Source organism: Nitrobacter sp., from assembly GCF_051535235.1.
Taxonomy (GTDB): Bacteria; Pseudomonadota; Alphaproteobacteria; order Rhizobiales; family Xanthobacteraceae; genus Nitrobacter.
This window is the reverse complement of the sequence record NZ_JBPPLZ010000014.1, coordinates 1-15,614: the sequence shown is the minus strand read 5'-3', so window position 1 is coordinate 15,614 and position 15,614 is coordinate 1. Positions and strand designations below refer to the sequence as shown.

Genomic DNA, 15,614 nt, shown 5'->3' with positions numbered 1-15,614 from the left:
GAACCGGCTCGCGCGCGCGACTTGCGCGGCCTGTCTCCATTTGGAAGGACCGATGGCCGGACCACGTCGCGCCGAGCCTGATTCATAACAGCCGAAAGACGTCTGGCCGCGGCTTACGCTGCATCCGCGATCGGATCGAGACCGAGTGCGATGCGGCCGGTGAACCGCTGCTGCCGTTTCGCGGGGAGCGGGTGGAATTGCGCGCCATGCGCGTCGCGCAGCAGGCGTTCAAGCCCGGCCTTGCGATAGAAGCCGGCGCCGCCGGCCACTTCCAGCGCCTTCTCGACGGTTGCCAGCACACCGTCTGCGACGATGGTCTTGCGCACCAGCATGGGACTGGTCACCTCCAGGCCCATGGTGACGTCGAAGTCGTTGGTCAGGCGGACCATATCGTCGATCGCGAGTTGAACTTTGGTCAGTTCATTGGCGAGTTCGCCGAGAAGATAAGGCACTGTGGGATCGTTCATGCGCTTTCTGGCAAGCCCGATGCCGATCGCTGCCGCCGCCTCGGCGATACCGGCATAGACCGACATGATCAGGGGCATCGCAACCGTGAGGATCACGTTCCAAGCGGGATGGAAGTGGCCGCGCGGCCGTCGCAGCGCGACCGCGTCATCCGGCACGAACACGTTATCCAGAATGATGGTCTGCGATCCCGTCGCGCGCATGCCGAGCGTCTGCCAGTCGCTGCCAAGCGACAGGCCCGGCGCATCGAACGGAACCGCGAAATGCAGCACCTGCCAGCCTTCGACCGGATCTTCGAACGGCGTCGATGTCATCAGCAGGCCGCCTTTGGGCGAGCCGCTGCCGAACGGCTTTCGCGCGTTGACCCGGAAGCCGCCATCGGCGCGCTGCGCCAGACCGTTCGATTCCATCCAGTCGCCAGCGCCGGTGGAGATCAGCACCAGTTCGGACGCTGCGATCCGTTCCAAAAGCTTCCGCCCCGGCCGGCCCTGGCGGTGATTGTAGACCGCCGCCGCGACGAGATGCTGGTGCATCGACAGCGCAAGCGCCGTCGAGGGACAGTAATGTGCAAGCTCGCGCAGGAAACGGCACATGGCGCTGTACGCAACGCCACCGCCGCCGAACTCTCTCGGCACAAGTGCGGAGAACACCTTGTGCTGTGTCAGCACATCGTAGTGTTCCGCAACGAAAACATCCCCCGCATCGCGCTCCGCGGCACCTTCTGCAAAACGCGGCCCGATGATCTGCACGAGCGCCTGAAGGTCGAGATACCCTGTCATGACCGGCTCCTGTTCTTGATGTGGAGGGATCGTGCGCCGGTACCGTCGAATTTCAACTTCAATATGTGAAGTTGCCTGACACGAGACCGGGGGATAAGATTTGTCCATGCGCGAAACACGGAGTTACGGCCAGTTCTGTCCGGTCGCCATCGCCAGCGAAGTGCTGGCGGAACGATGGACGCCGCTCGTGATCCGTGAACTGCTGTGCGGCAGCGTCCGCTTCAACGACCTGCAACGCGGTGTGCCGCGAATGTCGTCGGCGCTGCTGGCGCGTCGGTTGAAGGAACTACAACACGCAGGCATCATCGAGCGCCGCAGCGGCCTGAATGGCAGCGCCGAATATCATCTGACGCCAGCGGGCAAGGAATTGTTTCCGGTCATCGAAGGCATGGGATTGTGGGCGCAGCGCTGGCTGCGCCGCGATCTGGTGGATGCAGGCAATCTCGACCCGAACCTTTTGATGTGGGACGTCCGGCGCAATGTCGCGGCCAGAATTCGGCATCACGACCGCCGTCACGTCACCGAGTTCCGACTGTCCGGGGTGCCGGCCAACCAGCGCTGTTACTGGCTGGTGTTCGAGGGCGACGCCGTCGATCTCTGCTACAAGGATCCGGGCTTCCAGGTGAACCTGTTTGTGGCCGCCAGCCTGCGCCTGCTCACCGAGGTCTGGCTCGGCCACATCGCGATCGACCGCGCCATTCGCGACGATCAGCTTCGTCTCGACGGAGCGCGCAGGGATGTGGCGGCCTTTCGGTCCTGGTTCGCGCTCAGCACGTTCGCGCCAGCCGGTGCAAGGCCGACCGGCCAGGCGGAGCTGGCTGCTCAATAGCCGGCCGGTCACGAGTGTGCTAGGATATGGCCATAAGAGAAAACTGAACCGCCAGGATTTCTGCCTGACATGACGGCCTCCCTGAAGGCGGTCGGCGCCTCCGCCGATCTGCCCACTTTGATGAGTGAGCTTGCAACGCAGGCGCGCACCGCCGCGCGCGTGCTCGGCCTTGCGTCGACGGCACAGAAGAATCAGGCGCTCGATGCGATGGAGCGCGCGATCCGTGCCAACGCGGCCGCGATCCTCAAGGCCAACGCCGAGGACGTCACCGAGGCGCGCTCCGGAGGCGCTGCTTCCGCGTTCCTCGATCGTCTGACGCTGACGCAGGCACGCATCGATGCGATGGCCGATGGCGTCAAGGTGGTGCGCGAGATCGACGATCCCGTCGGGCGCGTCACCGAAAGCTGGCAGCGCCCCAACGGAATGACGATCGAGCGCGTGCGTGTGCCGCTCGGCGTCATCGCCGTGATCTTCGAGAGCCGCCCCAACGTCTGCGCCGATGCCGGCGTGCTATGCCTGAAGTCCGGCAACGCCGTGATCCTGCGTGGCGGTTCGGACAGTTTCCGCTCATGCCGCGCCATCCATGATTGTCTGGTGCAGGGCCTGCGCGAGGCGGGTCTGCCCGAAGCGGCGATCACGCTGGTGCCGACGCGCGACCGCGCCGCCGTCGGCTTGCTGCTCGGCGGGTTGAACGGCGGCATCGACGTGATCGTGCCGCGCGGCGGCAAGAGCCTTGTCGCGCGCGTCGAGGCTGAGGCGCGCGTGCCGGTGTTCGCGCATCTGGAAGGCGTCAATCACGTCTATGTCGATGGCGCTTCCGATCTCGCGATGGCGAAGTCGATCGTGCTCAACGCCAAGATGCGCCGTCCCGGCATCTGCGGCGCGGCCGAGACGCTGCTGGTCGATCGCGCTGGCGCGGCGAAGGCGCTCAAGCCGCTGGTCGAAATGCTGATCGATGCGGGCTGCGAGGTGCGCGGCGACGCCGCCGTGCAGGGCGTCGACGCGCGGGTCAAGCCCGCAACCGATGACGACTGGGATACCGAATATGAGGCTGCGATCATCGCCGCGCGCGTCGTTGATGGTGTTGGCGAGGCCATCGATCATATCCAGCGCCACGGCTCGCACCATACCGATGCGATCGTGACCGACGATCCAAAGATTGCCGCGAGGTTTCTTGACGAAGTGGATTCGGCGATCGTGCTGCACAACGCCTCGACGCAATTCGCCGACGGCGGCGAATTCGGCTTTGGCGCCGAAATCGGCATCGCGACCGGCAAATTCCATGCGCGCGGGCCGGTCGGCGCCGAGCAACTCACCAGTTTCAAATATCGCGTTCACGGCACCGGGCAGACCCGGCCGTGAACGCAATGTCATTCAGACGCGCATGATCCTCTCGCCAAACCGCATGCCTCACGGCGGATCGCGCGCCTGCCTGCGCGGAGACTGACTTGGGGCTGCGTTCAGTCGCTTCGTCCTGCGCCCTCCCGCTTCATTCCGACGGCATGCGCATCGGGCTGTTCGGCGGCTCGTTCAATCCGCCTCATGCCGCGCATCGCGCTGTCAGCCTGTATGCCTTGAAGCGGCTGAAACTCGACCGTGTCTGGTGGCTGGTTTCGCCCGGCAACCCGCTCAAGGATCGGCGCTCGTTGTACGATCTCGCCGAACGCGCCGCAGCGGCGCGGGCGACGGCCGGGGATCCGCGGATCGATGTCAGCTGTCTCGAGGCTGTCATCGGAACGCGCTATACCGTCGATACCATCACCTATCTGCGGCGCAGGTGCGCCAATGTGTATTTTGTCTGGATCATGGGCGCTGACAATCTGGCGCAGTTCCATCGCTGGGAGAATTGGCAACGGATCGCCACCGAGGTGCCAATCGCGGTGATCGACCGCCCCCCGCAGAGTTTCCGTGCCCTCGCGGCGCCCGCCGCCCAGGCGCTGGCAAGGTGGCGTCTGCCTGAGGCCAGGGCCACCGGGCTGGCAACCCATCGCCCGCCCGCCTGGGTCTTCCTCACCGGGATGAAGTCGAGTTTGTCCTCGACGGGGCTGCGGAACGGGGATGGAACATGGAAGACTGCAGCCGGAAAACGTGAAACTGCCGCACCACTGGAATATTGAAACCGTCAGGTCTACATGCGTAATATAAACCCATCGGCCGCCCGGATTCGGCGTTCCGATACAGCGAAAGGAAATGGTCCCTGACCGCACCTGTATTGTCTAGGTCCTCCTCGCCCAGGCCGTCGAAGAGAGCGACATCGAAGACCGCGGGGTCGAGAGCAGACAAGACTTCGGTAGACGCCGTCGTTTCAAAGGCGCGACCCGATGTCGACGAGACCCTCAAGCTGATCCTTTCCCGCCTCGACGATATGAAGGCGGAAGACACGGTCACCATCGACCTCCGCGGCAAATCGGCGTTTTCGGATTACATGGTCGTTACCAGCGGCCGATCCAACCGGCACGTCGGCGCGGTGGCCGAGAACGTCGCCAAAGGCCTCAAGGAAACCGGAATTAAGAAGGTTCATGTCGAGGGCCTGCCCAATTGCGACTGGGTGCTCATCGATTCCGGCGATGTGATCGTGCACGTCTTCAGGCCTGAGGTGCGCGAATTCTACAATCTGGAGAGGTTGTGGATCCAAAACACGGCGACGGCGAAGACGGTCTGAACCCGCGCCGTCGCTGATTGGTCGGGTCGCTCCCATTAAAATGGAGCGCGTGCGTTTCCGCTTCTGATGAATCGGCAAGCGGGGCGCCATGGTTTCGACGTGACGCGTTCTCTTTGAGGAGAACCGGCACCCGCTGGAAAACGCTGTAGCTTGCGCCGATGCGACTCGCCGTCATTGCCATTGGCCGTCTCAAGCAGGGTCCGGAGCGGGAGCTCTCCGACCGCTATCGCGGACGCTTCGACGATATCGGGCGCAAGCAGGGCTTCCGCGGCCTCGATATCCACGAAATCCCGGAAAGCCGTGCCCGCGATGCCGAACAACGCATTCGCGAAGAGGCCGCGGCAATTGTTGCCCTGGTCCCTGAGGGAGCGATCCTGGTGGCGCTGGACGAAAAGGGTAAAAACATCGACAGCGCCACATTTGCGGGCCATCTTGGCCGCTGGCGTGATGAGTCGGTGGCGAATACAGTTTTCGCCGTGGGCGGTGCGGACGGACTTTCGCCCGAATTGCGGCGCAAGGCTAGGCTGAGTGTTGCGTTCGGCGCGGCCACTTGGCCGCATCAGATCGTGCGCGTGATGTTGCTGGAACAGATCTACCGGGCCGCGACCATCCTGGCCGGCCATCCTTATCACCGCGGCTAGTGGTCCGTTTCTAACATTGCATCCCGGGGCGGAGGCGTTCTTGCAAATGTTAGAAATATGAGGACCACGAGCAAATATAAGTTTCTAGTGGAGCTTTGGATTTGACCTTCGCTTCTCGCGTTCGCGGTAAACTGGGCAGCGAATGTCAAATCCACTCCACTATGCGCCAGCGCGATCATGCGCCAGCGCGATCGGATCGACATGGTGCAAGCAGACGAGTGCAGACTGTCTGACATGCGATTGACCCAAGGCATCGTTGCAAGACAAGCGGCAGTGCGCGACGGACAGCAGCCTGCTGTTCTGGTCCTTGCGGTCTGTCTGCTCGCCGGCGTTTCGTCCGCGGGTCCGTCCGTTGCCAGGGCGCAGGCGGCCGGAACGCCTTCGCCGGCTGCCGCCCCGTCTGCCGATGACATCAAGCAGCGCGAGCAGGAGCTGGAAGTGGTGCGTGCGCAGCAGAAGAGCACCGCCGAACTCCAGGAGCGGCTGAAGGTCGACATCGCGGCGATCGGCCAGAACCGCGCCAAGCTCAATCAACAGTTGATCGAGACTGCCGCCGCAGTTCGGGACATCGAGACCAAGATCACAGAGGCCGAAGCGCGCCTGCTGCCGCTCGACGCGCGCGAACAGGAAATCCGCGGCTCGCTGGATTCGCGGCGCTCGGAAATCGTGGAGGTGCTCGCTGCCCTGCAGCGGGTCGGCCGCCGCACGCCGCCGGCTCTGCTGCTGCGGCCTGAGGATGCGCTGCAATCCTTGCGGACTGCGATCTTGCTCGGCTCCGTGGTGCCGGAGATGCGCGGGCGCGCGGAAAAGCTTGTGGCGGATCTCGATGAACTCGTCGGCCTGCGCAAATCCATTGCCGCCGAACGCGATCGGATGGCAGCCGATCGCGACAAGCTCAAGGCCGAACAAACCCGCCTGTCGACACTGGTCGGCGAACGGCAACGGCAGCAGAGCAGCTTCGAAAAGGATATGGCCGCTGAAGGCGCGCGCGCGATCGAGTTGTCGCATCAGGTCGACAGCCTGCAGGGCCTGATCGCGAAGATGGAGCAGGACCTGAAGAGCGCGGCCGAGGCGGCGGCGATAGCCAGCCGGAAAGGCGCTCCCGCGCCGCTCAACGGCAAGCCGAATCTCGCTGCTCTCAAGGATCCCAGCCGGCTCAGCCCCGCCGTTGCATTTGCGTCCGCCAAGGGTTTGTTAGCACTTCCGGTTAACGGTACGAAGATCCGTGACTTTGGCGGTTCCGACGGCGTCGGTGGTGTGGAAAAAGGCATTTCGTTGGCGGCCCGCCGGGGCGCGCAGGTCACGACTCCGTGTGATGGCTGGGTTGTGTATGCCGGGCCATTCCGCAGCTATGGACAACTCTTGATCCTCAATGCCGGTGGCGGGTATCATGTCCTCATCGCCGGGATGGAGCGTATTTCGGTTAACATCGGCCAGTTCGTGTTGACCGGAGAGCCGGTAGCGACAATGGGATCGACCTCCCGCGTCGCCTCGATTCTCGCGGCAAACCCGAGTCAGCCCGTTCTCTATATCGAGTTCCGTAAGGACGGCACTCCGATTGATCCAGGCCCATGGTGGGCCGCAAATAACGACCAAAAGGTTCGCGGATGATGCGCAAGGCTTCCCTTATTCTTCTCAGCGCCGCCGCGGGTGCGGCGCTGACGCTGTTCGTGACGCAGCCGCGCTCGGTGCTGATGGGATCGAGCGCGCGAGCCGCGACGTCGGATACCTACCGACAACTCAACCTGTTCGGGGATGTGTTCGAGCGGGTCCGCAGCGACTATGTCGAGAAGCCCGACGACAGCAAGCTGATCGAATCGGCCGTCAGCGGCATGCTGTCGGGTCTCGATCCGCATTCGAGCTACATGGATGCCAAGAGCTTCCGCGACATGCAGGTGCAGACGCGCGGCGAGTTCGGCGGTCTCGGCATCGAGGTCACGATGGAAGACGGCCTGGTCAAGGTGGTCTCGCCCATCGACGACACGCCGGCATCCAAGGCGGGAATTCTTGCGAACGACGTCATTACCAATCTGGACGACGAGGCGGTGCAGGGACTGACCCTCAATCAGGCCGTCGACAAGATGCGGGGTCCGATCGGCACCAAGATCAAGCTGAAGATCATCCGCAAGGGCCAGGACAATCCGATCGACGTGACGCTGGTGCGCGACAACATTCGCGTCCGCTCGGTGCGTTCGCACGTCGAGGCCGACGACATCGCCTATATTCGCATCACCACCTTCAACGAGCAGACCACCGAAGGCCTCAAGAAGGCGATTGCCGACCTTCGCAGCCAGATCGGCGACAAGCTCAAGGGCTACATCATCGATCTGCGCAACAATCCCGGCGGATTGCTCGAAGAAGCGGTTACCGTGTCCGACACCTTCCTCGATCGCGGCGAGATCGTATCGACGCGCGGTCGCAACGCCGAGGAAACCCAGCGCCGCAGCGCGCATCCCGGCGACCTCACCAAAGGCAAGCCGGTGATCGTCCTGATCAATGGCGGGTCCGCTTCGGCTTCCGAGATCGTCGCCGGCGCGTTGCAGGACCACAAGCGGGCGACGCTGATCGGCACCCGCTCGTTCGGCAAGGGCTCGGTGCAGACCATCATTCCGCTGGGTTCGGGCAACGGCGCGCTGCGGCTGACCACGGCGCGCTACTACACGCCATCGGGCCGTTCGATCCAGGCCAAGGGCATCGTTCCGGATATCGAGGTGCTGCAGGACGTGCCCGACGAACTGAAGTCGCGGACCGACACCAAGGGCGAGGCTTCGCTGCGCGGCCATCTGAAAAACGGCAACGACGAGAAGACCGGTTCGCAGTCCTACGTGCCGCCGGACGCCAAGAACGACAAGGCGCTCAAGATGGCCGATGACCTTTTGCACGGCGTCAAGATCAATGCCTCGTCGCAGGCTTCCCGCGACAAGGCGGCGATCGAGAAACCGGCGGACAAGGCCGCGAACTGACGCCCTGAAACAAGCCGGACTTGCGGAAACGGACATTCCCCGAATGCCCGTTTCCTCCGCGCCGGAGCCGATAGCCCCGGTGTGAGCACGATTGCAGCCTGCCGCCTTTGCGGGCGTCCATGGTATCGTCGAATCCGATGATTCGGGGAGTTCCATGGTCGATACGACGGACGATCTCAGCGCGCCGCTCGGACAGAACCCCGCGCCCAGGCGCAGATTGCGGCTTCCCTTCACGCTGCCGCAGGCGATTGCGGCTCTGCTGGGATTGGTCCTTGTTGCTTTCCTGGGCTTTGCCCTTTTCAACCACGATCCGCTCGGCGGCGAACCCACGGCGCGGGTCGCGATCCGGCAGCCCGCAACATCCGAAGAGAAGCCTGCGGCGGTCCCGCCTGCATCGAAGCCGGCCGGCGCCGCCGCCACGGCGAACTCTCAACCTGAGGCCGGTCAGAAGACCATCACCATTATCGACGGCTCCAGCGGCGCGCGTCAGAACGTCGTGGTCGCCGGCGGGGATTCCGGCATGGCCGGCGGCGACGTCGCGCCGTCGACAATGGCCGGGATCGATCAGCGTCTGCTGGAGAAGTCCCGTTATGGAATGATACCGGTCGCTGCCGCCGATGGCTCGAAGCCCTTCAAGGCCTACGCCATGGGCACCGATGCCGATCGCGCGAAGGCGGCCACGATGCCGGTCGTCGCGATCGTGGTCGGCGGCCTCGGGGTCGGCGCGGCCAAAACCGTCGATGCCATCATGAAACTGCCGTCCGCCGTGACGCTCGGGTTTACGCCGTACGGGTCCGATCCGGCCAGGCTGGTGGAGCGGGCTCGCGCGCAACGTCATGAGGTTCTGCTGGAAGTCCCCATGGAGCCTTATGATTATCCGGACAACGATCCCGGACCGCAGACCCTGCTGACGACGCTCGGCACCGAACAGAATATCGACCGCCTGTATTGGCACCTCAGCCGGTTTCAGGGCTATGTCGGTCTCGCCAATTTCATGGGGTCCCGTTTTGTCGCCGCCAACGCCGTGATGCAGCCGGTCATTCGCGAAGCCGCCAAGCGCGGCCTCGGCTATCTCGACGACGGTTCCACTCCGAGGAGCGTCGCTGCTCAACTCGCGGAGGGGCAGGCCATGCCGTTTGCCAAGGCCGACCTGACCATTGATACCGTCCCGACCTCGGTGGCGATCGACAAGGCGCTCGCCCGGCTTGAAGATCTGGCGAAGGAGCGGGGGGTTGCGATCGGCATGGCGTCGGCGCTTCCGGTTTCCATCGACCGGATCGGAATCTGGACCAAGGCTCTCGAAAGCCGGGGCATGATGCTGGTGCCATTGACAACCGCGATGCTGAAATCAAAATCGAGTTGATCTTCGAAAATCCGCGTCCTGTCCGCTTTCACGGCGCCGAGACGCGAAAGGCATTGACGGAATGGCGCGCTACGACGATCTACCCTACCGCACGTGCGTCGGGATGATGCTGATCAACGAGAGGGGACTGGTCTTCATCGGTCGCCGCGTCGGTGGCATCGAGCATGTTGACGACAGGCATGTCTGGCAGATGCCGCAGGGCGGCGTCGATCCCGGCGAGGACACCTGGCTCGCGGCGAAACGCGAACTCTACGAAGAGACCAGCGTTCGCTCGGTCGAGAAACTCGCCGAGGTATCCGACTGGCTGATCTATGACATCCCGCGCACCGTGGCCGGACGGGCCTGGAAGGGGCGCTATCGCGGCCAGCGCCAGAAGTGGTATGCGATGCGCTTCACTGGCAGCGACAACGAGATCGACGTCGCCAATCCGGGTGACGGCCACAAGCCGGAATTCATCGCCTGGCGCTGGGAGCCGATGCAGAACCTGACCCGGCTCATCGTGCCTTTCAAGCGCCCGGTCTACGAGCGCGTGGTCAGGGAATTCGCGAGCCTCTCGGGCGATTAGAGCGTTTCACGTTTTGACGGAAACGCAGTCACTTGACGTCATTGCGAGCGAAGCGAAGCAATCCAGCCTTCTTCCGGAGCTTTCTGGATTGCTTCGGCGCGATGCGCCTCGCAATGACGGCGCTTGATTCCATGTCACGATGAATGGCTATAGAGCACGTTTGTCATTGCTCGACGTGTGCCCATCGAAACCGATCGCCGGTTATACAGCTCAGTGCAGCGCCGTCGTATTGAGCTGGCTCTGGATGCTCTTGAAATGATCCAGCCGCTCGATCGCCTTGTCGAGTTCGGAGCCTTCCTTTTCCGCCAGCTTGGTCTCCATGCTCGCGATCGTATCCGCGAACTGGGCGCGATCGATCTCCTCGATCGAGGTCGCCACGTCAGCGAGCACGGTCAGGCCCTTTTCCGAGACCTCGGCCAGACCGCCGAGCACGATGATCTTCTGATGCGTGCCGCCAGCGGTGACGGTCAGGATTCCGGGACGGATCGCCGCCACGACGGGTGCGTGACCGGCGAGGACGCCGAAGTCGCCCTCGACGCCGGGGACGTCGACCTGATCGACTTCACCGGAAAAAGCCAGTTTCTCCGGCGAGACGAGATCGAAATGGAAGGTGGCCATGGCACACGGTCTCTTTCTTCACCTCTCCCGCTTGCGGGGGAGGTCGACCGGCGAAGCGGTCGGGTGGGGGCTCTCTTCATGCGGAGGAGGTTAAGACCTCCTCTCCAATCCTCCCCCGCAAGCGGGAGAGGGGGGCGCTGCAAACGTTGCAGCGCGATCTTCTGTTAGCTTAGGCCGCTTCGGCCGCGAGCTTCTTGCCCTTCTCGACGGCTTCCTCGATGGTGCCGACCATATAGAACGCCGCTTCCGGCAGATGGTCGTATTTGCCCTGGCAGAGGTCGCGGAAGCCCTTGATGGTGTCGGCAAGGTCGACGAACTTGCCCGGCGAGCCGGTGAACACCTCGGCGACGTGGAACGGCTGCGACAGGAAGCGCTCCACCTTGCGGGCGCGGGCGACCGTCAGCTTGTCCTCTTCCGACAGTTCGTCCATGCCGAGAATGGCGATGATGTCCTGCAGCGACTTGTAGCGTTGCAGCACCTGCTGCACCGTGCGCGCCGTCTGGTAGTGCTCCTCGCCGACAATCAGCGGCGAGAGCATGCGCGAGGTGGAGTCCAGCGGGTCCACCGCCGGATAGATGCCTTTTTCCGAAATGGCGCGGTTCAGCACCGTGGTCGCGTCGAGGTGCGCGAACGAGGTCGCGGGCGCCGGGTCGGTCAAGTCGTCGGCCGGCACGTAAATGGCTTGCACCGAGGTGATGGAGCCCTTCTGCGTGGTGGTGATGCGCTCCTGCAACGCGCCCATGTCGGTGGCGAGCGTCGGCTGATAACCCACGGCGCTCGGGATGCGTCCGAGCAGCGCCGACACTTCCGAGCCGGCCTGGGTGAAGCGGAAGATGTTGTCGACGAAGAACAGCACGTCCTGGCCCTGGTCGCGGAACTGCTCGGCGACCGTGAGACCGGACAGCGCGACGCGCGCGCGCGCGCCCGGCGGTTCGTTCATCTGGCCGTAGACGAGGGCGCATTTGGAACCTTCGCCGCCGCCCTTCTTGTTGACGCCCGACTCGATGAACTCGTGATAGAGGTCGTTGCCCTCGCGGGTGCGCTCGCCGACGCCGGCGAACACCGAGTAGCCGCCGTGCGCCTTGGCGACGTTGTTGATCAGTTCCTGAATCAGCACGGTCTTGCCGACGCCGGCGCCGCCGAACAGGCCGATCTTGCCGCCCTTGGCGTAAGGCGCGAGCAGATCGACGACCTTGATGCCGGTGACGAGAATTTCCGCCTCGGTCGACTGGTCGGTGTAAGAGGGCGCCTCCGCGTGGATCGGGCGCAGATCGTCGGCCTTGATCGGACCGCCTTCGTCGACCGGCTCGCCGATCACGTTCATGATGCGGCCGAGCGTGCCTGCGCCGACCGGCACCCGGATCGGCGCGCCGGTGTCGGTGACGTCCTGGCCGCGCACCAGACCTTCGGTGGTGTCCATCGCGATGGTGCGCACGGTGGATTCGCCGAGATGCTGGGCGACTTCGAGAACCAGGCGGTTGTCGCCGTTCTTGGTCTCAATCGCGTTCAGAATGGCCGGAAGATGCCCTTCGAACTGCACGTCGACGACGGCGCCGATGACTTGCGTGATGCGTCCGGTCTGGTTGGCGGGGGATGCCATTAGAAATATCTCCTTCGAACTCGTTCTAGTTGGCGCGTGGCCTGTTCGGAAAACCGGTCTTCGCTTTTGGGACCAATCGCTTCAGACGGCGGTCAATTTGACCGGCACATTACCCCTGGTCGCCTTGGAATAGGGACAGATGGTGTGGGCGTCTTCGATCAGCGCCTGCAGCTTGGTCTTGTCTGCGCCCGGCAGAGCGACCTTCAGTTCGGCAGCCAGCGAGAACGCGCCGTCGTCGACATTGAGCGTGACTTCGCAGGTCACCTTGGCGGCCTGTCCGTCGAGACCATGCTTTTTCGCCAGAACAAGAATGGCCTGTCCGAAGCAGGAGGACCAGCCAAGCGCGAAAAGCTGTTCGGGATTATGGCCGTCGCCGGCGCCGCCAAGATCCTTCGGGAGCGCCATCGCCAATGCCAGTCCGCCGCCGTCGATAACGGCGCGGCCGTTACGGCCTCCGCTTGTCGTCGCCTTGGTGACATAAGCCATGCTGCGTCTCCTTCGACTAGACCGCCTCGGCGCCGGAGATGATCTCGATCAGTTCCTTGGTGATCATCGCCTGTCGGGTGCGGTTGTAGATCAGGGTCTGCTTGCGGATCATTTCGCCGGCGTTGCGGGTGGCGTTGTCCATCGCTGTCATCTGCGCGCCGTAGAACGAGGCGTTGTTTTCCAGCAGCGCTCGGAAGATCTGCACCGCGAGGTTGCGCGGCAGCAGCCGGGTGAGAATTTCATCCTCTTCCGGCTCGTATTCGTAGGACGGCGCTGGTTCGCCATTCGCGGCCGAGGCCTCAATCGCCAGCGGGATAATCTGCTGGGCGGTCGGAACCTGCGCGATGACGGACTGGAAGCGCGAATAGAACAGCGTGCAGACGTCGAATTCGCCGGCCTCGAATCGCGCCAGCACCTTCTTCGCGATCGCCTCGGCGTTGACGAAGCCGAGCTGCCGCACCGAACGCAATTCCACGGTCTCGACGATCTGTTTGTCGAACGTGCGTCGAAGCTGCTCGAAACCCTTGCGTCCGACGCAGAAGAACTTGACCTCCTTGCCCTGGTTCATCAGGGCAAGCGCCTTGTCGCGGGCGAGGCGGACGATAGCCGAGTTGAACGCTCCGGACAGGCCGCGCTCGCCGGTGCAGACCAGCAGCAGGTGAACCTGATCCTTGCCGGTGCCGACCAGAAGCGGCGACGCATTGGGCGAGCCGGCCGCGGCGCTCGCGATGTTGGAAATCACCGTGTCCATCTTCTGGGCGTAGGGTCGCGCAGCTTCGGCGGCGTTCTGCGCGCGGCGGAGCTTGGACGCCGCCACCATCTGCATCGCCTTGGTGATCTTCTGCGTCGCCTTGGTCGAGGCGATGCGAACCCGCATGTCTTTTAGAGAAGCCATTTCGTCGGTCTCTGCTCATCCCCTTGGGCACAGCTTGTCCCCTCTCCCGCTCGCGGGGAGGGTTAGGGAGGGGGCATCCCATGCAGGAGCGCCCCACCCGACCGGCTGCGCCGGTCGACCTCCCCCGCGAGCGGGAGAGGTTAAGAAATCAGGCAAACGTCTTGGCGTAGCCCTCGACCGCGTTCTTGAGCTTGGCGGCCGTATCGTCGCTGAGGTCGCGGCTTTCGCGGATAGCCTTGAGAATGTCCGCGTGCTGGCCCCGCAACAGCGACAACAGTCCATCCTCGAAGGCGCGCACCTTGTTGAGCGGCAACTTGTCCAGATAGCCGTTGGTGCCGGCCCAGATCACCACCACCTGCTCTTCCATCTTCAGCGGCGAGAATTGCGGCTGCTTCAGGAGTTCGGTGAGACGCGAGCCGCGGTTGAGCAGGCGCTGGGTCGAGGCATCGAGATCGGAGCCGAACTGCGCGAACGCCGCCATTTCGCGGTATTGCGCGAGCTCGCCCTTGATCTTGCCGGCGACCTTCTTCATCGCCTTGGTCTGCGCCGACGAGCCGACCCGCGACACCGACAGACCGACGTTCACCGCCGGGCGGATGCCCTGGAAGAACAGGTCGGTTTCGAGGAAGATCTGGCCATCGGTGATCGAAATCACGTTGGTCGGAATGTAGGCCGACACGTCGTTGGCCTGGGTCTCGATCACCGGCAACGCGGTCAGCGAGCCGTTGCCCTGGCTGTCGTTCAGCTTGGCGGCGCGCTCCAGAAGGCGCGAATGCAGGTAGAACACGTCGCCCGGATAGGCTTCGCGGCCCGGCGGACGGCGCAGCAGCAGCGACATCTGGCGATAGGCGACGGCCTGCTTGGAGAGGTCGTCATAGATGATGACGGCGTGCATGGCGTTGTCGCGGAAGTACTCGCCCATGGTGCAGCCGGTGAACGGCGCGAGATACTGCATCGGGGCCGGGTCGGACGCGGTTGCCGCGACGACGATCGAATATTCCAGCGCGCCCTGTTCCTCGAGCACCTTGACAAACTGCGCGACGGTGGAGCGCTTCTGGCCGACCGCGACGTAGACGCAATAGAGTTTCTGGCTTTCGGGGGCGCCCGCGACGTTCAGAGGCTTCTGGTTGAGAATGGTGTCGAGCGCGATGGCGGTCTTGCCGGTCTGGCGGTCGCCGATGATCAGTTCGCGCTGGCCGCGGCCGATCGGGATCAGGGCGTCGATGGCCTTGAGGCCGGTGGCCATCGGCTCGTGCACCGACTTGCGCGGAATGATGCCGGGAGCCTTGACATCGACGCGCTTGCGCTCGGTGGCCTGGATCGGACCCTTGCCGTCGATCGGATTGCCCAGCGCATCGACGACGCGGCCCAGCAGACCCTTGCCGACCGGCGTGTCGACGATGGCGCGGGTGCGCTTGACGGTCTGGCCTTCCTTGATCTCGCGGTCGGCGCCGAAGATCACGATACCGACGTTGTCGGTCTCCAGGTTCAGCGCCATGCCGCGCGTGCCGTTTTCGAACTCGACCATCTCGCCGGCCTGGATGTTGTCGAGGCCGTAAACGCGGGCGATGCCGTCGCCGACGGACAGCACCTGTCCGACTTCGGAAACTTCGGCCTCCTTGCCGAAATTCTTGATCTGGTCCTTCAGGATCGCGGAAATTTCCGCGGCGCGGATGTCCATCAGCCTGCCTCTTTCATCGCGTGCTTGATCGAATTGAGTTTGGTGCGGAGCGAACTGTCCACCATGC

The 15,614-nt window shown here is 63.8% G+C and carries 15 protein-coding genes and 1 pseudogene; 9 read left to right on the top strand and 7 right to left on the bottom strand.

Going from position 1 to position 15,614, the window contains the following annotated elements; translation table 11 throughout:
* Positions 1 to 113: 113 nt before the first annotated feature.
* Complete coding sequence (locus ACS3WA_RS14415; RefSeq protein ID WP_438279201.1) at positions 114 to 1,244, bottom strand: acyl-CoA dehydrogenase family protein; 1,131 nt, start codon at positions 1,242 to 1,244, stop codon at positions 114 to 116.
* A gap of 106 nt (positions 1,245 to 1,350) precedes the next feature.
* On the opposite strand from ACS3WA_RS14415, the gene ACS3WA_RS14410 reads away from it, so the two are divergent.
* From ACS3WA_RS14410 to ACS3WA_RS14370, 9 genes are all read left to right on the top strand, one after another.
* On the top strand, positions 1,351 to 2,073 hold the full coding sequence (locus ACS3WA_RS14410; protein WP_438279200.1) for a winged helix-turn-helix transcriptional regulator: 723 nt from the start codon (positions 1,351 to 1,353) through the stop codon (positions 2,071 to 2,073).
* Positions 2,074 to 2,142: 69 nt separating this feature from the next.
* Complete coding sequence (locus ACS3WA_RS14405) at positions 2,143 to 3,435, top strand: glutamate-5-semialdehyde dehydrogenase (protein ID WP_438279199.1); 1,293 nt, start codon at positions 2,143 to 2,145, stop codon at positions 3,433 to 3,435.
* 86 nt (positions 3,436 to 3,521) lie between these two features.
* A complete protein-coding gene (locus ACS3WA_RS14400; protein WP_438279198.1) occupies positions 3,522 to 4,190 on the top strand; it encodes a nicotinate-nucleotide adenylyltransferase in 669 nt (222 codons plus the stop codon).
* A gap of 224 nt (positions 4,191 to 4,414) precedes the next feature.
* Entirely contained in the window at positions 4,415 to 4,735 is a 321-nt protein-coding gene (gene rsfS, locus ACS3WA_RS14395) for a ribosome silencing factor (protein WP_438279232.1), read from the top strand.
* 158 nt (positions 4,736 to 4,893) lie between these two features.
* Positions 4,894 to 5,376: a 23S rRNA (pseudouridine(1915)-N(3))-methyltransferase RlmH gene (gene rlmH, locus ACS3WA_RS14390; RefSeq protein ID WP_438279197.1), complete on the top strand. Its 483-nt coding sequence runs from the start codon at positions 4,894 to 4,896 to the stop codon at positions 5,374 to 5,376.
* A gap of 234 nt (positions 5,377 to 5,610) precedes the next feature.
* Positions 5,611 to 6,987, top strand: a complete 1,377-nt coding sequence (locus ACS3WA_RS14385) for a murein hydrolase activator EnvC family protein (protein ID WP_438279196.1) — start codon at positions 5,611 to 5,613, stop codon at positions 6,985 to 6,987.
* Complete coding sequence (locus tag ACS3WA_RS14380) at positions 6,984 to 8,339, top strand: S41 family peptidase (protein ID WP_438276397.1); 1,356 nt, start codon at positions 6,984 to 6,986, stop codon at positions 8,337 to 8,339. The genes ACS3WA_RS14385 and ACS3WA_RS14380 overlap by 4 nt, the downstream gene beginning before the upstream one ends.
* A gap of 154 nt (positions 8,340 to 8,493) precedes the next feature.
* Positions 8,494 to 9,702, top strand: coding sequence for a divergent polysaccharide deacetylase family protein (locus tag ACS3WA_RS14375; protein ID WP_438279195.1), 1,209 nt, complete (start codon positions 8,494 to 8,496; stop codon positions 9,700 to 9,702).
* Positions 9,703 to 9,763: 61 nt separating this feature from the next.
* The gene (locus tag ACS3WA_RS14370; protein ID WP_438279194.1) at positions 9,764 to 10,267 is read left to right on the top strand and encodes an RNA pyrophosphohydrolase; all 504 of its coding nucleotides are present in this window, start codon (positions 9,764 to 9,766) and stop codon (positions 10,265 to 10,267) included.
* Between the two features lie 210 nt (positions 10,268 to 10,477).
* On the opposite strand, the gene ACS3WA_RS14365 is transcribed toward ACS3WA_RS14370, so the two are convergent.
* The 6 genes and pseudogenes from ACS3WA_RS14365 to ACS3WA_RS14340 all read right to left on the bottom strand — a co-directional run.
* Complete coding sequence (locus ACS3WA_RS14365; RefSeq protein ID WP_438279193.1) at positions 10,478 to 10,885, bottom strand: F0F1 ATP synthase subunit epsilon; 408 nt, start codon at positions 10,883 to 10,885, stop codon at positions 10,478 to 10,480.
* A 169-nt stretch (positions 10,886 to 11,054) separates the two neighbouring features.
* The gene (gene atpD / locus ACS3WA_RS14360) at positions 11,055 to 12,485 is read right to left on the bottom strand and encodes a F0F1 ATP synthase subunit beta (protein WP_438279192.1); all 1,431 of its coding nucleotides are present in this window, start codon (positions 12,483 to 12,485) and stop codon (positions 11,055 to 11,057) included.
* An 81-nt stretch (positions 12,486 to 12,566) separates the two neighbouring features.
* A complete protein-coding gene (locus tag ACS3WA_RS14355; protein ID WP_438279191.1) occupies positions 12,567 to 12,971 on the bottom strand; it encodes an organic hydroperoxide resistance protein in 405 nt (134 codons plus the stop codon).
* Positions 12,972 to 12,987: 16 nt separating this feature from the next.
* Positions 12,988 to 13,866 (bottom strand): F0F1 ATP synthase subunit gamma, encoded by an 879-nt coding sequence (locus tag ACS3WA_RS14350; protein ID WP_438279190.1) that lies wholly within the window; start codon positions 13,864 to 13,866, stop codon positions 12,988 to 12,990.
* A 148-nt stretch (positions 13,867 to 14,014) separates the two neighbouring features.
* Positions 14,015 to 15,547, bottom strand: a complete 1,533-nt coding sequence (gene atpA / locus ACS3WA_RS14345; protein WP_438279231.1) for a F0F1 ATP synthase subunit alpha — start codon at positions 15,545 to 15,547, stop codon at positions 14,015 to 14,017.
* A pseudogene (locus ACS3WA_RS14340) lies at positions 15,547 to 15,614 on the bottom strand (F0F1 ATP synthase subunit delta); the annotation flags it as partial. The pseudogene ACS3WA_RS14340 and the gene atpA, both read right to left, overlap by 1 nt.